Source organism: Streptomyces sp. GD-15H (assembly GCF_045291515.1).
GTDB lineage: Bacteria > Actinomycetota > Actinomycetes > Streptomycetales > Streptomycetaceae > Streptomyces.
Window position 1 is genome coordinate 7,010,389 of record NZ_CP149447.1, and the last position, 19,339, is coordinate 7,029,727.

Sequence of the window (19,339 nt, forward strand, 5' to 3'; positions counted from 1 at the left end):
GGCACGCCGCTGGTTCCGCTGCTCACCCCACCCGGTGCTCCGCTCCTCATACCCGGGGGACCGCCGATCGCCGGCGTGCCGCCGCCTTCGGCCGCAGAGGAACCGGAGGGCCCCGCGACACCGGAGGTCCCCGCGACACCGGAGCCACCCGCCCCGGCGCAACCCTCCGCCCCGGCCCCCGACGATCCTGCTGCTCCCGCACCCCCACCCGGCACGGGCGGCACGCCCGTTCCTCCGCCCTCGCCATCCGCACCTCCCGCGGACACCGATGGCCCACCTGCTCCACCGGCACCCGAACCCCCGTCCGAAACGCCGCAGCCCACCACGCCGCCCGCCCCGCCGACGTCCGGCCCCGTCGCACCGCCCGGGGAGGCGATCACGTCTCCGCCCCCCGACCCCGCGGTGGCCGAGGTTCCCTGATGCGTCGGCACCCTCCCCGGCCGGTCCGCCATCCGCCGACGACACCCGGCCCGCGGCGGATGGGAGCGTCCCTGCCGTCCCGGCACCGCTTCCGTTTCGTCGTTCCCCTCATACTGCTGGCCTTCGTCGCCTCGGTCCTCCTGGCCGAGGGGTACACCACCAGAGGCTTCGCCGGTGACCAGGAAGGGCGCAGCGAGCAACCGGCCACCGGCGTCCCCCGGGAGGTCTTTGAAGGCGGCCCGATCCTCGACACCACCCATGGTCCGCCGCGCACCTATCGCGCACCGGAGCGGACGGTGGTCCTGACCTTCGACGACGGCCCCGATCCCGTCTGGACGCCCCGCATACAGGCCGTCCTCGACCACTACGGAACGCCCGGCACCTTCTTCGTCACCGGGCAGCAGGCCGCGCGCCACCCTCGGATCCTGCGCAAGGTGATCCGCTCCGGTCACGAGATCGGCGTGCACACCTTCTCCCACCCGGACCTGACCACCCGGTCCGCGAGCGCCATCGACCGTGAGCTGGCCCTGACCCAACTCGCCCTCGCGGGAGCCGGCGGCATCAACAGTTCGCTCATGCGGATGCCCTACTCCGCGACGCCCTCCGCCCTGAACGCCCCCACATGGTCCGTGGCCCGACGCCTGGGTGACAAGGGCTACGTCCTGGCGTTCATCGACCAGGACACCAAGGACTGGCGGCGGCCGGGCGCTCGAGCGATCGCCGACGCGGCCACACCCGGCGTGCCGGGCAGGGGCACGGTCGTCCTCCTGCACGACGCGGGAGGGGACAGGTCCCAGACCGTCGAAGCACTCAAGATCCTTATCCCCCGGCTCCAGGCCCAGGGCTACCGCTTCACCACCTTCGCGAACATCCTGGGCATCGACAGCCTCACCCGTCCGGTCGGCACCGAGGCCCGGTGGCAGGGCCGGATCTTCGTGACCGCCGTGACCGTGTCGGGGACGGCGGTGTCGGTCGTCACCGTGCTGCTGCTGGTGGTCGGGGGGCTCGTCCTCGCCCGGTGTGTGCTGCTGCTCGTCCTGGCCCGGCGCCACGCCCGCCGGTGCCCGCGCCCGGGTACCGGCCGGGGCAGCCCGTCACCCGGCCCGTCAGCGTCGTCGTCCCCGCCTACAACGAGAGACTGTGCATCACCCACACGCTCCGCTCCCTGGCCGCCGCCGACCATCCCCTCGAGATCATCGTCGTGGACGACGGCTCCGACGACGGCACCGCCGACATCGCGGAGTCACTCGCCATCGAGTCGGTCACCGTCATCCGCCGGCCCAACGGAGGCAAGCCGTCCGCCCTCAACACCGGCATCCTGCGGGCCTCCCACGACCTCATCGTGATGCTGGACGCCGACACGGTCTTCGCCCCCTCGACCGTGCGCCGCCTGGTCCAGCCGTTCGCCGACCCCGCCGTCGGCGCCACCGCGGGGAACGCCAAGGTCGGCAACCGCCGGCATCTGCTCGGCCGGTGGCAGCACATCGAATACGTCATGGGCTTCAACCTCGACCGCCGCATGTACGACCTGCTGCGGTGCCTGCCCACCATTCCCGGTGCCGTAGGGGCATTCCGCGCCACCGCCCTGCGGGACGCGGGAATGATGAGCGGGGACACCCTGGCCGAGGACACGGACATCACCATGGCCCTCCACCGGGCCGGGTGGGAGATCCGCTACGTCGAGGACGCACTCGCGTGGACCGAGGCACCGTCCTCGCTGCGGGAACTGTGGCGCCAGCGCTACCGGTGGAGCTACGGCACGATGCAGGCCGCGTGGAAGCACCGCCACGCGATGTTCGAACGCGGCCATGGGGGCCACTTCGGCCGTCTCGGCCTGCCCCTGCTGGCCGTCTTCCAGATTCTCACCCCTCTCCTCGCCCCACTGATCGACATACTGACGCTGTACGGCCTGGTGTTCGGCGACCCGCTCGGCACGGTGCTGGCCTGGAGCGCCGTACTGACGGTGCAGGCCGTCTGCGCGATCTACGCGTTCCACCTCGACGGGGAAAAGCTCCGGCCCCTGTGGGCGCTTCCGCTGCAACAGGTCGTCTACCGACAGGTGATGTACCTGGTTCTCGTCCAGGCGTGCCTCACCGCGATCAACGGATACCGGCTGCCCTGGCAGCAGCTCAAGCGCAGCGGAGACGTGCTGCTGCCCCCTCAGCCCTCCACCCCGGAGCCGTGACCGGCGGGAGCGGATGCGGAAACGACGGGCCGTCCGGCTCAGGGGGCGTCTAGCATCGGTGTCATGACCTGGCGACATTGATCCACCCGTCGTGCCTCCCGAGGGCCGCCCCGGATGCCGTACGTCCTCCACGTCCGGTGTCCGAACCGCCCTCACGGGAAGGCCCCATGACTCTCACGCCCGCGCGTGCGCCCGACCTCCGCGTCCGACGGCTGACGACCACGCTGTACGGCTACGCGTTCCTCGAAGACTTCGTGCTGCTCTACCCGGTGTACGCGCTGCTGTTCAGCGACACCGGTCTCACGGTCTGGCAGATCTCCTCCCTGTTCGCCCTCTGGTCGGTCACCGGCGTCCTGCTGGAGGTCCCCTCCGGTGTCTGGGCGGACGCCGTGTCCCGGCGCCTGCTGCTGTGGCTCGGCCCGCTGCTCACCGCCGCCGGCTTCGCCCTGTGGGTACTGCTGCCCTCCTACGGCGTCTTCGCGGTCGGCTTCGTGCTGTGGGGCGCCGGCGGAGCGCTCGCGTCCGGCGCGCTGGAGGCCCTGGTGTACGACGAGCTGGAGCGGCTCGACGCGGCCGACCGCTACGCCCGGATCATGGGCCGCGCCCGCGCGGCGGGTCTGGTCGCCGTGATGGCGGCCATGGGGCTCGCCGGTCCGGTGCTGGCCTGGGGCGGTCACACCGCCGTCGGCGCCGCGAGCGTGCTGGTGTGTCTGCTGACCGCGGCCATGGCCCTCCGCTTTCCGGAGCACCGCTGCCCGGCGACCGGGCACGAGGGCTGGACCGCCACCCTGCGCGCCGGGCTCGGCGAGGCCCGAGCCGACCGGTCGGTGCGCGGCGGGCTGCTGCTCGTACCGGCCGTGGGCGCGGTCTGGGGCGCCCTCGACGAGTACACGCCGCTGCTGGTGCGGGACACCGGCGTCGCGGACGAGACGGTTCCCTGTCTGCTCCTGCTGGTCTGGGCCGGCGCCACGGCCGGAAGCCTGCTGGCCGGGGAGGGCGAACGCCTCGGCACGACAGGCCTCGCGAGCCTGCTCGCGGGCGCCGGACTCGCCCTGGCCGTCGGCTCCGCCGCGGGCACACCGGCCGGGCTCGTGCTCGTCGCCCTCGCCTTCGGCGGCTTCCAGGCGGCGACCGTACTGGCCGACGCGCGACTCCAGCGGCGGATCGCGGACACCGGGCGGGCCACCCTGACCTCGGTCGCGGGACTGGCCACCGAGCTGGCCACGGTCGCGGTGTTCGGCGGCTACGCGGTGATCGCCTCACGCGGCGGGCACAGCATGGCCTTCGCCGTGTTCGCGCTGCCGTATCTGGGGACAGCGTTGCTCCTGATGCTCATGAGGCCATTGCGCTCGCCGCGCGGCATCCCGTAGGTGGCGCGCCACTCGACACCGACCGGTATTACCGGTCGGTATCCGCTTCGCCGCCCAGTCGCCCGAGCGTCCTGGGAAGAGAGCTGTGCCCGGCTCCTCGGCCGTCCCGCCACGGTCCGCGCCCGCGTCGTCGCGCTCGCGTTCGCTCCGGCGCTCGCCCTGCTGACGCTGTGGGCCTTCACAAGAGGTGTCGGTCACCGGCGAACTGCGCCCACTGGCCCGGCTGCAGGGCGTGTACGAGGACTTCGACACGCCCGTCGACACGGCGATCGGGCAGATCCGGATCGAACGGCGGCTCGCCGCCACGTACTCGGGTGCGGGGCACCGTACGTCCGCGACCCTGGACCGGCGGGAACAGCAGCGCCGCACCGACCGCGCCGCGAACGCCATGCGCCACGCGATCCGGGACGGCGAGGGTGACCGGCTCTCCGGCCGGCAGCGCCAAGTCCTCGACACCATGGTCGGCGCCGCCGGCGAACTCGAGGAACTGCGCCATCGGTTCCTGTCCCGCGGCATCTCCTGGGACCGGGCCGTCGACGCGTACGGCGCGCTCGTGGAACCCGGACGACGTCCGGTCCGCCCCCACCGCACAGCAGGCCGGGCCGCCCGCGCGGAAGGCGCGGATCGTCGTCGAACTCGTCCGAGTGCGGGAGTTCGTCTCCCGTGAGGACGCCCTCGTCGCCGGGGCCCGCTGCCGGTCGTCGAACCCGCGGCGCATGCCGGCCTGCCCCTGACCGTCGTCCGCGTGCTGCTCGCCGACCTGGCAGGGGCCGGTCTGGTGTGGATCGGCGCACCGTGCCGACCGGGCGGGTCGGCGACCGACCCGGTGCTGCTGTGCGAGACCGTCGTGCGGCTTTGGGAGCTGTGACCCCCGGGGCCCGCCCGACCGCCATGCCCACGCGGCGGCCCTCGGGTGCTTCGCACGGCGGTCCCTGGCGGCCTCCGCACAGGTGGGACGGACGGCCAGCACGGCCCCGGGCGTCGCGTCCGCCCCCGACACGGGCGCCGAACCGGGGGCGCGCAACGAATCGCCACCGATCCCGCGGCGGACGCAACAGTTCGTTCATGGGCACGCAACGGCTCCTTCTTGTCCGGTCGCGCCGGCCGAACGTAGCGTCTATGCGACCCCCGAAACCCCCGCGTACCGGTGAGGAACACGCATGCGTACCGCCCTGCTCCAGAGCTCCGGACGGCCCGGATCCGTCGTCGAGAACCTCAAGGTCCTCGACGAGGCCGCGGGCCGCGCCGCCGCGGCCGGCGCAGGGCTGCTCGTGACCTCGGAGCTGTTCCTGACGGGCTACGCCCTCGGCGACGACATCACGGTGCTCGCCGAGCCCGCCGACGGCGACGCGGCCGACGCGATCGCGGAGACGGCCACCCGACACGGGCTCGCCCTCGCCTACAGCTACCCGGAACGCGCCGCCGACACGGTCCACAACTCCGTCCAGCTCGTCTCCGCCGACGGCACCCGCCTCGCGAACTACCGCAAGACCCACCTCTTCGGCCGCTTCGAGCGCGAGCACTTCACCCCGGGTGACCAGCCGGTCGTCCAGGCCGAGCTCAACGGCCTCACCGTCGGCCTGTTGCTCTGCTACGACATCGAGTTCCCGGAGAACGCGCGCGCCCACGCCCTGGCAGGCACCGACCTCCTCCTGGTGCCCACGGCCCTGATGCACCCGTTCCAGTTCGTCGCCGAATCCGTCGTGCCGGTGCGGGCGTTCGAGAACCAGATGTACATCGCGTACGTCAACCGGGTCGGCCAGGAGGGAGAGTGGGAGTTCGCGGGGCTGTCCACCCTGGCCGGACCCGACGGAGTCGCCCGGACCCGGGCCGGCCGCGGCGAGGAACTTGTTCTTGCCGACGTGGACCCCGCGCTCCTCGCCGCCTCCCGCGGGAACAACCCGTATCTGCGAGACCGCCGCCCCGGCCTGTACGGGTCCCTCGGCTGACCCCCCGCTTCCCTCGACACCTCGAAGACCGTTCACGCAAGGAGTCCGTACCCCATGACGTCCACGGTGCCCAACGCCGTCGAGCACGCCGACGAGCAGCAGCCGCAGATCACCATGTTCGGCCCGGACTTCCCGTACGCGTACGACGACTTCCTCGCCCATCCTGCGGGCCTCGGGCAGATCCCCGCGACCGAGCACGGCACCGAGGTCGCGGTCATCGGCGGCGGCCTGTCCGGGATCATCGCCGCCTACGAGCTGATGAAGATGGGCCTTCGGCCCGTCCTGTACGAGGCCGACCGGATCGGCGGCCGGCTGCGCACCGTCGGTTTCGAGGGCTGCGACCCCTCGCTCACCGCCGAGATGGGCGCGATGCGCTTCCCGCCGTCCTCCACGGCCCTCCAGCACTACATCGACCTGGTGGGACTCGAGACCCGCCCCTTCCCCAACCCCCTTGCCGAGGCGACGTCTTCGACCGTCGTCGACCTCAAGGGCGAGTCCCACTACGCCGAGACCCTCGACGACCTGCCACAGGTCTACCGGGACGTGGCGGACGCCTGGAACCGCTGCCTGGAGGAGGGCGCCGACTTCTCCGGCATGAACCGCGCCCTGCGCGAACGGGACGTCCCGCGCATCCGCGAGATCTGGTCGCGGCTGGTGGAGAAGCTCGACAACCAGACCTTCTACGGTTTCCTCTGCGACTCCGAGGCCTTCAAGTCCTTCCGGCACCGCGAGATCTTCGGCCAGGTCGGCTTCGGCACCGGCGGCTGGGACACCGACTTCCCCAACTCCATCCTGGAGATCCTGCGGGTCGTCTACACCGAGGCCGACGACCACCACCGCGGCATCGTCGGCGGCTCCCAGCAGCTGCCGCTGCGCCTGTGGGAGCGTGAGCCGGAGAAGATCGTCCACTGGCCGTACGGCACCTCGCTGAAGTCCCTGCACCGGGACGGCGAGCCCCGCCCGGCGGTGACGCGGCTGCACCGCACCGCCGGCCACCACATCACGGTGACGGACGCGAACGGTGACATCCGCACCTACCGGGCGGCCGTCTTCACCGCCCAGTCCTGGATGCTGCTCTCCAAGATCGCCTGCGACGAATCGCTCTTCCCCATCGATCACTGGACCGCCATCGAGCGCACCCACTACATGGAGAGCTCCAAGCTCTTCGTGCCCGTGGACCGGCCCTTCTGGCTGGACGAGGCCGTCGACGAGAACGGGAGCCCGACCGGGCGGGACGTCATGTCGATGACGCTCACCGACCGGATGACCCGCGGCACCTACCTGCTCGACGACGGCCCGGACAGGCCCGCCGTCATCTGCCTCTCGTACACCTGGTGCGACGACAGCCTGAAGTGGCTGCCGCTGTCGCCGAACGAGCGGATGGAGGTCATGCTGAAGTCGCTGGGCGAGATTTACCCGACGGTCGACATCAGGAAGCACATCATCGGCAACCCGGTGACCGTCTCCTGGGAGAACGAGCCCTACTTCATGGGCGCGTTCAAGGCCAACCTGCCCGGCCACTACCGCTACCAGCGGCGCCTGTTCACGCATTTCATGCAGGACCGGCTGCCCGAGGACAAGCGGGGCGTCTTCCTGGCCGGCGACGACATCTCCTGGACGGCCGGCTGGGCCGAGGGCGCCGTCCAGACCGCGCTGAACGCGGTCTGGGGCGTCATGCACCACTTCGGCGGAGCGACCGACGCGACCAACCCCGGTCCCGGTGACGTCTACGACGAGATCGCGCCGGTGGAACTCTCCGACGACTGAGCCCCCCGGAGCCCGCCCGGCTCGCGGCCGCCGGACCGCCCGGGTCAGTCGGGCAGGGGCGTGAGCAGCATGCGTCCGGCGAAGCCGACCGCCATGTCCAGGCGCGCGGCGAACTCCTCGGCGACGTCCGGCAGCCCGCGCAGCGCCCACAGCGCGCGGGCCGCCGTCCAGGCGGCGTCCCGCGCGCGGTCCAGGCTCCACGCAGCGACCAGATGGGTCATCGGGTCGGCGAGCTGGAGCAGATCGGGGCCCGGCATCAGGTCCTCGCGGATGCGTTCCTCCAGCGTGACCAGGAGGTCGCCCACATGGTCGAACTCGTCCTCCACATGGGCGGGTTCGCAGCCGAGCGTACGGCAGGTGTCCACGACGGCGAGCGCCAGATCGTGGCCGATGTGCGCGTTGATGCCCGCCAGCGCGAACTGCAGCGGACGTACGCCCGGATGGTGGCGGAACTGGAACAGCGGACGCCAGCAGGCCGGTGGGCGGCGCCCCTCGGACACCGCCTCCACGGCGGCCAGATAGCGCTCGGCGAACAGCACGTCCAGGGTGACCGCCGCCCGCGTGTCCGCGAGCAGACCCGTGTCGATGCGCCGGTCCACCTCCGTCGTCACCGCGAGGTAGACGCGGTTGAAGACCGCGATCCCGTCCCGGCGGGGCAGGGCGGAGCCGAGGGCGCGCATCCGGGAGACGACCGTGTCTACGGGGGTGCGGACTTGTTCGCATTGCGCCATGAGCGCAGAGTCGCACCTTTGGTGTGGTGTCGGTGGCGGCGGGCCCGACGCTTCCCCGGATCGGGGGAACGCGCCCGTCGTGGGGGAGGGGTAACGGTACTGTGTCAGACTCGCGTGCCCAACGCCTGGCTGCCCGGCGGTCCGCGCGCAGAAGCGCGGCCCGGCGCGGCACCATGGTCGCGGCCGCCTCCCTCGTGGTCGCGGTCGGCACCGCCACCGGTGGTGCTCTCCGCGGTGGGCGACGGACGTGGTTCGGGCGAGGCACGGCCCGAGGTGACCGCGTCGCCGCGGCTGGAAGCACTGCCTGTCGTGCCGTCGGCGTCCCCGTCGCCCGAGGTGCCGTCCCCGTCCGCGTCGGCCTCCCCCGAGCCCCGTGCGATCACCTCGGCCGGCGCCGCGCGAAGCCGGGTGCCCGTCGTCGTGCCGGACGCGATCCCCGACCGCGACTGCGGCGGGCACTCCCGGGACGGAGCTTCCGACATGGACGCCTACGACGGCTGGATCGACCGGTTCGCCGCCGGGCTGAGGTCCGGCGAGGGCATCGTGATCCTCGAGCCGGACTCCCTCGCCCAGGTCGAATGTCTCTGCGCGGGGCAGGGCGCCGACCGCTTCGCCTCGCTGGCCCGCGCCGGACGGGTACTGACGGAGGCCAACCGTTCCTCTGGGCTGAGCAGGGTTGAGTCCGCTCAGCCGCACGCCCCGAACGGTCCTGGGCGCTCCCCCGCTGCCTCGAGGGCGGGGGAGGTGCCCCCGGGTCCCCGGCGTACTCGCCCCCGGGGCGGCGACACGCATCCGGTGCGTGGTCCGCACCCGGAGGCCGACTCCCCGCACGGCCCGGCGGCACGAGCACGGCCGGAGGCGACGGGGAGGCCCCGAACCATCACTCCGGTGGAGCAGGGGACCGCGCCAGGCGCCGTACCCGGCGTCCCGGAGCGCACGAGCACGTCACCCCGCACGGCCCACCACACCGCACGCCCGCCCGCCGACCACCACACGATCGAGTCGCACCCACCCGCGCGCACACTCTCCCCGGCAAGCAGCCGACGCCCCCGGGCGCGCGTCTACTACGACGCCGGGCACTCCGGCTGGAACGCGCCCGCGAAACAGGCCGACTGGCTGCGGCGAGCCGGGGCCGCGTCGGCGGCCTCCTCCGACGGCGTCTTCAGCAACTTCTCCCCCTTCCACGAGACGGCCGACGAGGTCGCCCACGACCGGCAGGTGCTCGACGCGCTCGGCGGCCCGCCGGGCCTGGGCGCGGTGATCGACACCAGCCGCAACGGCAACGGCGCCCCGGCCGACGGCGAATGGTGCGACCCCGCGGGCCGCAAGCCCGGCCGGACCCCGACGCTCAGCACCGGTGAGGCCGGGATCGACGCCTACCTCTGGGTGAGGCTGCCGGGGGAGTCGGACGGCTGCAAGGGCGCGCCGGGCACCTTCACCCCGTCGTCCGCCTACGACTTGGCGCGCTGAGTGCTCCCGTCGTCCGCCTCGCCCCCGCCGTTGTCGTCGTAGGCGGAGGTGCCCGCGTCGAGCAGCGGACGCTGGGTCTTGAGGTGGGCCGGCGCGAAGGCGCGCAGCGCGTGGTATCCGGTGATGACGACGAGGGTGCCGAGCGCGATGCCGCTGAGCGAGAAGGTGTCGGTGAACTCCATCGTGACGTTGCCGACGCCGATGATGATGCCCGCGGCGGCCGGTACCAGGTTCAGCGGATTGCGCAGGTCCACCTTGGCGTTGATCCAGATCTGGGCGCCGAGCAGGCCGATCATGCCGTACAGGATGACGGTGATGCCGCCGAGCACACCCCCGGGGATGGCTGCCACGACCGCGCCGAACTTCGGGCAGAGGCCGAACAGCAGGGCGAAGCACGCGGCGGCCCAGTACGCGGCGGTCGAGTAGACACGGGTCGCCGCCATCACACCGATGTTCTCGGAGTAGGTGGTGTTGGGCGGGCCGCCGACGGCGGTGGACAGCATGGAGCCGACGCCGTCGGCGGAGATGGCCGTGCCCAGCTTGTCGTCGAGGTCGTCGCCGGTCATCTCGCCGACGGCCTTGACGTGCCCGGCGTTCTCGGCGATCAGCGCGATGACAACCGGCAGGGCGACCAGGATCGCCGACCACTCGAAGGACGGGCCGTGCAGGTTCGGCAGACCGATCCAGTCGGCCTGGCCCACGCCGGACAGGTCCAGGCGCCAGTGGTCGGTGACCTTGCCGCTCGCGTCCGTGGAGTGGATCTGGCCGAAGACCAGGTCGAGGACCCAGGAGAGCGCGTATCCGAAGACCAGCCCGAGGAAGATCGCGATGCGGGACCAGAAGCCCCGCAGGCACACCACCGCCAGGCCGGTGAACAGCATCACGAACAGGGCGGTCCACTGGTCCTGCGGCCAGTACGTGGCGGCGGTCACCGGCGCCAGGTTGAAGCCGATCAGCATCACCACCGCGCCGGTGACGATCGGCGGCATCGCGGCGTGGATGATCCGCGCCCCGAAACGCCGCACCGCGAGCCCCACCAGGAACAGCGCGGCCCCGACCACGAACACCGCGCCGGTCACGGTGGCGCTCGACCCGCCCTGGGCCCGGATGACCGCGGCGACGCCGACGAAGGAGAGCGAACAGCCCAGATAGCTGGGCACCCGGCCGCGCGTGGCCAGCAGGAAGACGATGGTCGCGACGCCCGACATCATGATCGCGAGGTTGGGGTCCAGGCCCATCAGTACCGGGGCGACGAAGGATGCCCCGAACATCGCCACGACGTGCTGGGCGCCGAGCCCCGCGGTGCGGGGCCAGGAGAGCCGTTCGTCGGGGCGGACCACCGCGCCGGGAGCCGGGGTGCGCCCGTCTCCGTGAAGTGTCCAGCGGACGCCGAGATCCATGGGCTGTCGCTTTCGTCGTTCGTGCAGCGTGTTCGGACCATTGTCGGGGCTGAACAGGTGTGCTTCGTACACGTGGCCGGGCGTCCTCCGAGTGTCTGAGCGTCTGCTTAGGATGAGGGCGCGCCGTTGTTCGTGTATGCGGCACTCATTCCGTACGTACCAGGAGTTCCGCCCGTGACCGCCGAAGCCCCGACCGCCCCCGCCCTGTCGTACGGCCGGCTGATCCCCGTGACCGTCCACTTCGACGACCTCGACGCGTTGGGGCTGCTGCACAACGCGCGCTATCCGCTGGTGGTCGAGCGGGCCTGGACCGATCTGTGGCAGGAACACGGCATCCGCTTCGAGGGCGACTGGGCGGCGGCCGGCGACGCCTGCAACGCGGTCAAGGAGCTGCGGATCAGCTACGAGGCCCCGGTGACCCGGCCCGGCGCGTACGCCGTCCACCTGTGGCTGGAGCGGCTGGGGACGACCGGACTGACCTACGGTTTCCGCTTCTGCTCGCGGGACGGGGCGGTGACCTACGCGCGGGGCAGCCGGGTGCTGGTGCGGCTGGACGCGGAAACCCTGCGCCCGGCGCCCTGGAGCGAGACGCTCAGGGCCGCGGGCCGGGAACTGCTGCGTCCGGGCGGATGACCTTCACGCGGTCCCCGGAGCGCAGCACGCCCGCGAACCCGGCCAGACCGCACGACAACACCGTGAGCGGCGATCGCGGAGCTGGCGGGGGAGTACGGGATCGCGGCCGAGCCGGACACGGAACCGGTGGCGGCGGGGGCGGTACGGGCCGCCGCCGCACGGGCGCGCGAGGAACCGGCCTCGGTGGACGCGCGCTTCCTCGACGCCCTCGCCGGCCGCATCGCCGTGGGGGTCGCGTCGGTGGCGGCGCTGCTGGATCCCGGATGCGTGGTGCTCGGCGGGGAGATCGGCCAGGCCGGCGGTACGGAACTCGCCGCCCGCGTACAGGACCGGACGGCCCGGATGTCACCGCTGTCCACCGAGGTGCGCGCGAGCGTCCTGGGCGGCGGCGCGGTGCTGCGCGGCGCCCTCCTGACGGCCCGGGACCGCGCCCAGGATGAGCTCTTCGGCCCACCCGCAGGCTGGGCACCGCACGCTGACACCGCGCCCTGACACCGCGCCCTGACACCGCCCTTGACGCCGATCGCCGACGCCGCGCAGGTGCCCGGCCCCGCCACCGGGGCGCTCGCCTCGGCGCCCTCCGGCTCGCGCGCCTACTCGCCGACGCGTCCACGCCCCGCCCGCGCCGCCAGGAACTCCTCGAAGGTGCCCTTGCCCACCGCGCGCTCCGGGGCGAGATGGCCGCCGGCGCGGAAGGCGCGGTAGGCGGCCCCTCGGAGCGGAACCCTGACCACCGCGCGCCGTCGTCCCGTCGCCTGAAGGTAGGAGCGCGCCAGGGAGTCGAACGTCCTCACCTCAGGGCCTCCCATGTCCTCGAGGCGTCCCGCGGGCCCGCCCCGGGCCAGCTCGGCCAGGCGGTCCGCGACCTCGGTCACGTCGATCGGCTGGTCCTTCACATGGGACGGCAACAGCAGCACCGGAAGCTTGCCCAGCCCTTGGAACACCGTGAGCAGCAGGTCGTGGAACTGGGTCGTGCGCAGTACGGTCCAGCCGATCCCCGACTCCTCGATCAGCCGTTCCACCGCGAACTTGGTCCGGTAGTAGCCGAACGGCACCCGGTCGACCCCGACGATCGAGATGTACACGAGGTGCCTCACCCCGGCCCGCCGCGCCGCCGCCAGGAGGTTCTTCGCCGCCTGCTCGTCACCGCCGCGCGGTGTGGTCGCACAGTGGACGATCGTGTCCACCCCCGCGACGGCCTCGTCCAGCGTGCTGCCGCCCCTGCGCAGGTCGACGGCGTACGGACGGGAGTGCCGGCTGAGTACCCGGACCTCGTGCCCGTCCGTCCGCAACCGCTCGGTGAGGTGCCGGCCGAGGGCGCCGGTGCCGCCGGTCACCAGGATCGTGGTCATGCTGCTCAGCCCCTTGGGAGATACGGGAGCTCCCCGCTGGAGCACCCTCGTCCACAGGGACGGATCAGCGGCCGCGAATGTGACACGGGACCACGGGTGATGCCGGCGGGCGGGGTGATGAGGCCCGGCGGCGGGCAAGGGCCGTCGTCACCGCCGCCGGGCCGGTCTCTGCGGAGGCCGCATCAGAAGCTAAGAGGACTAGACCACTGTGGTCAATGGGGAGGGCAGTCCCGGGGGAGCGTTCGACGGCGTTCGACGGCGTTCAAGGGTGCGAAATGGGCGCGAGTCGGGCTGCTGTGCGCCGATCGTGCGCCGGTGGCGCGTGGCGGCCGAGCGCTGACCGTGGGGGCCCGCGCGGCGTCGGCGGCGTACGGCGCCCTCGCGTGTGAGGCACCCCACACCCCTCGCCTGTATGGGTGGCGGCCGGGCATGGCACACTGGGCCCTGTACCAGCAGCAGCGCACTCCGGGGTCGGTGAAAGTCCGAACCGGCGGTTACAGTCCGCGACCCGGCCGCTTCCAGTGGCCGGTTGACCAGGTGAAATTCCTGGACCGACGGTTAAAGTCCGGATGGGAGGCAGTGCGCGGCGGGCGGGCATTCGTGCGCGCCGCCGTATCGGTTCGCCCTGGGGCGGACTCCGTCCGGCGTCGCTTCCGGTGTTCCTGCCCGTACTTCTGTCGTCGTCGACAGCCCCGGAGTCCGTGCCCGAAGAGGCAGGAGGACCCGGGAAGTGTTCACCGGAATCGTCGAAGAACTGGGCGAGATCACCGCTGTCGAGACTCTCGACGACGCCTGTCGCTTCCGTCTGCGTGGCCCCGTCGTCACCGAGGGCGCGAAGCACGGCGACTCGATCGCCGTCAACGGCGTCTGCCTCACGGTCGTGGACCACGAGGGCGACGAGTTCACCGCCGACGTGATGGCCGAGACCCTGAATCGCTCCAGCCTCGGCGCCCTCGCCGTCGGCTCCCGTGTCAACCTCGAACGCCCCATGGCCCTGGGCGCCCGCCTCGGCGGCCACATCGTGCAGGGGCACGTCGACGGGACCGGCCGGATCCTCGAGCGCAAGCCGTCCGAGAACTGGGAGATCGTGAAGATCTCGCTCCCCGCCGAACTCTCCCGCTACGTCGTGGAGAAGGGCTCCGTCACCGTGGACGGCATCAGCCTCACCGTCGTCGACGCCGGACCCGACTTCTTCACGGTCAGCCTGATCCCCACCACGCTCGCCCTGACCACCCTCGGCCTCAAGAAGAGCGGCGACCCGGTCAACCTCGAGGTGGACGTCATCGCCAAGTACGTCGAGCGGATGATCGGCGACCGGGTGATCGGTGAGGGGGCCACGCGGTGAACTGGCTGAACTCCGAGGCGTTCACCCTCTTCGATCAGCACATCAAGTGGTCGGACATGATCGGCAACGTGATCGGTCTGATCGCCCTCGCCCTCGGCTGGCGACGCTCCCTCTGGACCTGGCCCGCCCAGTTCGTCTCGGGCCTGATCCTCTTCGCGGCCTTCGCCACCGCCCACCTCTCCGGCAGCGCGGGCAAGCAGATCGTCGTCATGCTGGTCGCCGCCTGGGGCTTCTGGCAGTGGAACCGCGGCCGGCAGCAGGCGCAGGACGGCTCCATCGCCGTCCGGTTCGCCACCTGGCGCGAGCGTGGGCTCCTGGCGGGCGCCGCGGTTGTCGGCACCCTCGCGGTGGGCGGACTGTTCACGCTGTACCCGTCCCTGTCCTGGGACCCCTGGCCGGACGCGTACATCTTCGTCGGCACCATCGTCGCCATGTACGCCCAGGCCCGCGGCATGGTCGAGTTCTGGTTCGCCTGGCTGCTGGTCGACCTCGTCGGCGTACCGCTGAACTTCGCCAACGGCTTCGCCTTCTCCGGCTTCGTCTATGTCATCTACGGCGTGCTGGTCCTGTGGGGACTGCGCGACTGGTGGCTGCGCTCCCGCGAGGACGCGCGGCCCGCCCTGGAAGGAGCGCCGGCATGAGCACGGCACCGATCCTGTACGGCACCGAGGACGTCGAGGACCTGATGCTCGACCCGGTCGAACAGGCCGTCGCCGACATCGCGGCCGGCCGCCCGGTCGTGGTCGTCGACGACGAGGACCGCGAGAACGAGGGCGACCTCGTCATCGCCGCCGAGAAGGTCACCCCCGAGATCGTCGCCTTCATGATGAGCGAATGCCGCGGACTGATCTGCGCCCCCATGGAGAGCGACGAACTGGACCGGCTCCGGCTCCCGCAGATGGTCGAGGACAACACCGAGTCGATGAAGACCGCGTTCACCGTCTCCGTGGACGCCTCCGCCGCCCATGGCGTGAGCACCGGCATCTCGGCCGCCGACCGCGCCACCACCCTCCGACTGCTCGCGAGCGGCACCGCCCAGCCGGACGACCTCGTCCGCCCCGGCCACATCTTCCCGCTGCGCGCTCGCTCCGGGGGCGTGCTCGTGCGCGACGGCCACACCGAGGCCGCCGTCGACCTCGCTCGCCTCGCCGGACTGCGCCCGGCCGGCGCCATCGTCGAGATCGCCGGCGAGGACGGGCAGATGCTGCGCCTGCCCGAGCTGATCCCGTTCGCCCGCAAGCACGGTCTGACGATCATCTCCATAGAGGACCTGATCGCCTACCGCCGGAACTCCGAGCCCACCGTCCGCCGCGAGGCCGAGGTCCGGCTGCCCACCTCGCACGGCACCTTCAACGCCTACGGCTACCGTTCCACCGTCGACGGCGTCGAGCATGTCGCCCTCGTCCACGGCGAGATCGGCGACGGCGAGGACGTCCTCGTGCGCGTCCACTCGGAATGCCTCACCGGCGACATCTTCGGCTCTCAGCGCTGCGACTGCGGCCCCCAGCTGGACGCCTCCCTGGAGCGCATCCAGAAGGAGGGCCGGGGTGTCGTCGTCTACCTGCGCGGACACGAGGGGCGCGGCATCGGCCTGATGTCCAAGCTGCGCGCCTACGAACTCCAGGAACGCGGGCGTGACACCCTCGACGCCAACCTCGAGCTCGGCCTGCCCGCCGACGCCCGTGACTACGGCGCCGGCGCGCAGATCCTCGCCGACCTCGGGGTGCGCGGTGTCCGCCTGCTGACCAACAACCCCGACAAGTCCGACGCGCTCGTCCGCCACGGCATCGAGGTCACCGGCCGCGAGCCGATGCCCGTCACCGTCGGCGAGCACAACCTCCGCTACCTGCGCACCAAGCGCGACCGGATGGGCCACGACCTGCCCTGGCTGGACGCACCGACCGTGCCGGCCTGCGGCAACCAGTAAGAGAAACCGAGGAGAGACGTGAGCGGCAAGGGTGCACCGGAACTGTCCGTACGCGACGTGGGAGACCTCCGCGTCGCCGTCGTCGCGGCACAGTGGCACGAGAAGGTGATGGACGGACTGGTCGACGGCGCCCTGCGCGCCCTGCACGACCTCGGCATCGACGAACCTACTCTGCTGCGGGTCCCCGGCAGCTGGGAACTCCCGGTCGTCGCCAAGGTCCTCGCCGGACGCGGCTACGACGCGGTCGTCGCCCTCGGTGTCGTCATCCGGGGTGGCACGCCCCACTTCGAGTACGTGTGCCAGGGCGTCACCCAGGGCCTCACCCAGGTCAGCGTCGACGCCGGGGTGCCCATCGGCTTCGGCCTGCTCACCTGCGACACTGAGGAACAGGCCCTGGACCGCGCCGGACTGCCCGGCTCGGGCGAGGACAAGGGGCACGAGGCGGTCACCGCGGCGGTGGCGACCGCGGCCACGCTGCGTTCAGTATCCGAACCCTGGCGGTGAGCAGGCCCCGATACCGCGTAGGGTAAGGACCACCATGTCCAAGAAGACGTTCGAGGAGCTCTTCACCGAGCTCCAGCACAAGGCCGCGCACGGCGACCCCGCCACCTCCCGCACCGCCGAACTGGTGGAAAAGGGCGTCCATACCATCGGCAAGAAGGTCGTCGAAGAGGCCGCCGAGGTCTGGATGGCCGCCGAGTACGAGGGCAAGGAAGCGGCCGCCGAGGAGATCTCGCAGTTGCTCTACCACGTCCAGGTGATGATGGTCGCCCGCGGCATCTCCCTCGACGACGTCTACGCCCACCTGTGATCGCAGGCACCCGCCCCCCACTCACACCGCAAAGGAAGCCGACCCCATGCTGCGCATCGCACTCCCCAACAAGGGTTCACTGGCAGGCCCTGCGGCGGAGATGCTGCATGAGGCCGGCTACCAGCAGCGCCGGGAGTCGAAGGAACTGAGGATCGTCGATCCGGTCAACGAGGTCGAGTTCTTCTACCTCCGCCCCCGTGACATCGCGATCTACGTCTCCTCCGGCCGCCTCGACATCGGTATCACCGGCCGGGACCTCCTGGTGGACTCGGGCGCCGAGGCCGAGGAGATCCTTCCCCTCGGCTTCGCCCGCTCCACCTTCCGCTTCGCCGCCAAGCCCAGTGTCGTGCGGAGCGTCACGGACCTCAGCGGCAGGACGGTCGCCACCTCCTACGAGGGGATCGTCGCCCGGCACCTCGCCGAACAGGGCATCGACGCCTCCGTCGTCCACCTCGACGGCGCCGTCGAGACCGCCGTCGAACTGGGCGTCGCCGAGGTCATCGCGGACGTCGTCGAGACCGGCACCTCCCTGCGCAACGCCGGCCTGGAGGTGATCGGCGAACCGATCATGACCTCGGAGGCGGTCGTCATCCGCCGCACCGGCGCCGCGGCCGAGCCCGGCGAGACCGTCGAGCCCAAGGTGGGGCAGTTCCTGCGGCGTCTCCAGGGCGTCCTCGTCGCCCGTACCTACGTGATGATGGACTACGACTGCCGGGTCGAGCAGTTGGAGAAGGCCGTCGCGCTGACCCCGGGCCTGGAGTCCCCGACCGTGTCCCCGCTGCACAACGAGGGCTGGGTCGCCGTCCGCGCCATGGTCCCCTCCAAGGAGGCCCAGCGCATCATGGACGACCTCTACGACATCGGTGCCCGCGCCATCCTCACCACGGCCATCCATGCCTGCCGTCTCTGACCCGGACCGATCCCGGAGCCGCACCATGCCGGACGCCCCCTCGGAGCAGCTGCCCGAGCTCCCCGTCACCTTCCGCCCCGGCCGCACCCGCGCGGTGCTGCTCACCGCGGCCGTCGCGCTCTTCCTGGCCATCTCCCTGGTCGCCCTGCTGCTGGAACAGGTCAACCCGGGCGAGCGGATCAGTTTCGTGTTCACCGCCGCCCTGCTGGCCGGCGGACTGACGCTGCTGGCCCGGCCGAGGGTCGACGCCGACGAGACCGGCGTCACCGTCGTCAACATCGTCAGCAGGCGCCGCCTCGAATGGGCTCAGATCCTTCAGGTGAACCTCCGTCCGGGTGACCCCTGGGTCTTCCTCGACCTCAGCGACGGCACCAGCATGCCCGTGCTCGGCATCCAGCCGGGCATCGCCAGGGAGCGTGCCATCGCCGACGCGCGGGCCCTGCGAGCGCTCGCCGCGGCACGTTCCACGGCCGACCCCGACGCGTCACAGGGCTGATCCGGGGGGCACCTCGGGGAGACATCGGGGTCGTCCAACCTGACGCGGTCGCCCCTGTCTTGATTGATCTGGTGGGCGGAGGCGCGCCGACAGCGCCTCCGCCCCTGCCGCCCCGTCCGGTGCCCCAGGGGCTCCGGCCCACCGAGGAGTGATCCTCTCCGGCGATGGACGGATCGTCCTGCAGTACCTGCGCCGCCCCCCGTCGACATAGCGCGAACCCGTTCCACGAGGTTCGTGACCGCGCGCAAGCGGCGGCATCATGACCGCCCCCTGCTGCTCCTCGCAGCCGCATTCCTGCTAATCCTCGCCAACGGGTTCTTCGTGGCGCCGAGTTCGGCCTGGTGGCCCTGGAGGACGTACTGGAGCTGCTGGTCGGCGAGGTACGGGACCCGGGCACACCGTGAGACGCCGGGCGCACGGCTGGACACCGGGACGCCTCCCGACTTCGGGGCGCCTCAGGACGCCGGGGTGCCTCAGGACGCCGGGGTGCCTCAGGACGTCGGGGCGGACGTCGGACTGACCGAGTCCAGGAACGGTGCTCCGGCAGGAGCGCTCATCCGCTGACCTCCGGGA

Annotated in this window: 17 protein-coding genes, 3 pseudogenes and 1 riboswitch; of the genes and pseudogenes, 17 read left to right on the forward strand and 3 right to left on the reverse strand. The window is 71.8% G+C overall.

The features are described 5' to 3' along the window. Positions 1 to 419 precede the first annotated feature (419 nt). From WJ438_RS33175 to WJ438_RS33200, 6 genes and pseudogenes are all read left to right on the forward strand, one after another. A pseudogene (locus WJ438_RS33175) lies at positions 420 to 2,605 on the forward strand (bifunctional polysaccharide deacetylase/glycosyltransferase family 2 protein). Positions 2,606 to 2,772: 167 nt separating this feature from the next. Beyond that, positions 2,773 to 3,975, forward strand: a complete 1,203-nt coding sequence (locus WJ438_RS33180; protein WP_406728480.1) for an MFS transporter — start codon at positions 2,773 to 2,775, stop codon at positions 3,973 to 3,975. A gap of 187 nt (positions 3,976 to 4,162) precedes the next feature. Continuing rightward, positions 4,163 to 4,642, forward strand: a complete 480-nt coding sequence (locus tag WJ438_RS33185; protein WP_406728481.1) for a nitrate- and nitrite sensing domain-containing protein — start codon at positions 4,163 to 4,165, stop codon at positions 4,640 to 4,642. A gap of 63 nt (positions 4,643 to 4,705) precedes the next feature. Continuing rightward, a complete protein-coding gene (locus tag WJ438_RS33190; RefSeq protein WP_406729882.1) occupies positions 4,706 to 4,843 on the forward strand; it encodes a hypothetical protein in 138 nt (45 codons plus the stop codon). Between the two features lie 292 nt (positions 4,844 to 5,135). Continuing rightward, positions 5,136 to 5,924 carry a carbon-nitrogen hydrolase family protein gene (locus WJ438_RS33195; RefSeq protein WP_406728482.1) on the forward strand — a complete coding sequence of 263 codons (789 nt, stop codon included), beginning with the start codon at positions 5,136 to 5,138 and terminating at the stop codon, positions 5,922 to 5,924. A 54-nt stretch (positions 5,925 to 5,978) separates the two neighbouring features. Next, positions 5,979 to 7,691: a flavin monoamine oxidase family protein gene (locus WJ438_RS33200; RefSeq protein ID WP_406728483.1), complete on the forward strand. Its 1,713-nt coding sequence runs from the start codon at positions 5,979 to 5,981 to the stop codon at positions 7,689 to 7,691. Between the two features lie 44 nt (positions 7,692 to 7,735). On the opposite strand, the gene WJ438_RS33205 is transcribed toward WJ438_RS33200, so the two are convergent. Next, the gene (locus WJ438_RS33205; RefSeq protein WP_406728484.1) at positions 7,736 to 8,422 is read right to left on the reverse strand and encodes a DUF5995 family protein; all 687 of its coding nucleotides are present in this window, start codon (positions 8,420 to 8,422) and stop codon (positions 7,736 to 7,738) included. Between the two features lie 234 nt (positions 8,423 to 8,656). Between WJ438_RS33205 and WJ438_RS33210 the strand changes: the two genes are divergently transcribed. Beyond that, positions 8,657 to 9,892 (forward strand): glycoside hydrolase family 6 protein, encoded by a 1,236-nt coding sequence (locus WJ438_RS33210; protein WP_406728485.1) that lies wholly within the window; start codon positions 8,657 to 8,659, stop codon positions 9,890 to 9,892. On the opposite strand, the gene WJ438_RS33215 is transcribed toward WJ438_RS33210, so the two are convergent. Next, positions 9,874 to 11,292 carry a uracil-xanthine permease family protein gene (locus WJ438_RS33215; RefSeq protein ID WP_406729883.1) on the reverse strand — a complete coding sequence of 473 codons (1,419 nt, stop codon included), beginning with the start codon at positions 11,290 to 11,292 and terminating at the stop codon, positions 9,874 to 9,876. The two genes, WJ438_RS33210 and WJ438_RS33215, sit on opposite strands and share 19 nt — an antisense overlap. 174 nt (positions 11,293 to 11,466) lie before the next feature. On the opposite strand from WJ438_RS33215, the gene WJ438_RS33220 reads away from it, so the two are divergent. Further along, positions 11,467 to 11,925 carry an acyl-CoA thioesterase gene (locus tag WJ438_RS33220; RefSeq protein ID WP_406728486.1) on the forward strand — a complete coding sequence of 153 codons (459 nt, stop codon included), beginning with the start codon at positions 11,467 to 11,469 and terminating at the stop codon, positions 11,923 to 11,925. A gap of 66 nt (positions 11,926 to 11,991) precedes the next feature. After that, a pseudogene (locus WJ438_RS33225) lies at positions 11,992 to 12,417 on the forward strand (ROK family protein); the annotation flags it as partial. A gap of 101 nt (positions 12,418 to 12,518) precedes the next feature. On the opposite strand, the gene WJ438_RS33230 reads toward WJ438_RS33225, so the two are convergent. Further along, a complete protein-coding gene (locus WJ438_RS33230; RefSeq protein ID WP_406728487.1) occupies positions 12,519 to 13,277 on the reverse strand; it encodes an SDR family oxidoreductase in 759 nt (252 codons plus the stop codon). Positions 13,278 to 13,733: 456 nt separating this feature from the next. Next, positions 13,734 to 13,864, forward strand: a riboswitch (FMN riboswitch). A gap of 143 nt (positions 13,865 to 14,007) precedes the next feature. Between WJ438_RS33230 and WJ438_RS33235 the strand changes: the two genes are divergently transcribed. From WJ438_RS33235 to WJ438_RS33270, 8 genes and pseudogenes are all read left to right on the forward strand, one after another. Further along, complete coding sequence (locus tag WJ438_RS33235; RefSeq protein ID WP_406728488.1) at positions 14,008 to 14,622, forward strand: riboflavin synthase; 615 nt, start codon at positions 14,008 to 14,010, stop codon at positions 14,620 to 14,622. Then, positions 14,619 to 15,263, forward strand: a complete 645-nt coding sequence (locus WJ438_RS33240) for a nicotinamide riboside transporter PnuC (RefSeq protein WP_406728489.1) — start codon at positions 14,619 to 14,621, stop codon at positions 15,261 to 15,263. Before WJ438_RS33235 ends, WJ438_RS33240 begins: the two co-directional genes overlap by 4 nt. Beyond that, positions 15,260 to 16,549, forward strand: a complete 1,290-nt coding sequence (locus tag WJ438_RS33245) for a bifunctional 3,4-dihydroxy-2-butanone-4-phosphate synthase/GTP cyclohydrolase II (RefSeq protein ID WP_406728490.1) — start codon at positions 15,260 to 15,262, stop codon at positions 16,547 to 16,549. The genes WJ438_RS33240 and WJ438_RS33245 overlap by 4 nt, the downstream gene beginning before the upstream one ends. 18 nt (positions 16,550 to 16,567) lie before the next feature. Continuing rightward, positions 16,568 to 17,053, forward strand: a complete 486-nt coding sequence (ribH, locus tag WJ438_RS33250; RefSeq protein WP_406728491.1) for a 6,7-dimethyl-8-ribityllumazine synthase — start codon at positions 16,568 to 16,570, stop codon at positions 17,051 to 17,053. Positions 17,054 to 17,087: 34 nt separating this feature from the next. After that, on the forward strand, positions 17,088 to 17,360 hold the full coding sequence (locus tag WJ438_RS33255; protein ID WP_406728492.1) for a phosphoribosyl-ATP diphosphatase: 273 nt from the start codon (positions 17,088 to 17,090) through the stop codon (positions 17,358 to 17,360). Between the two features lie 46 nt (positions 17,361 to 17,406). Next, positions 17,407 to 18,270: an ATP phosphoribosyltransferase gene (gene hisG, locus WJ438_RS33260; RefSeq protein WP_406728493.1), complete on the forward strand. Its 864-nt coding sequence runs from the start codon at positions 17,407 to 17,409 to the stop codon at positions 18,268 to 18,270. A gap of 25 nt (positions 18,271 to 18,295) precedes the next feature. After that, positions 18,296 to 18,766, forward strand: coding sequence for a PH domain-containing protein (locus tag WJ438_RS33265; RefSeq protein WP_406728494.1), 471 nt, complete (start codon positions 18,296 to 18,298; stop codon positions 18,764 to 18,766). A 323-nt stretch (positions 18,767 to 19,089) separates the two neighbouring features. Further along, positions 19,090 to 19,330: pseudogene (locus WJ438_RS33270) on the forward strand (hypothetical protein); the annotation flags it as partial. Positions 19,331 to 19,339 lie beyond the last annotated feature (9 nt).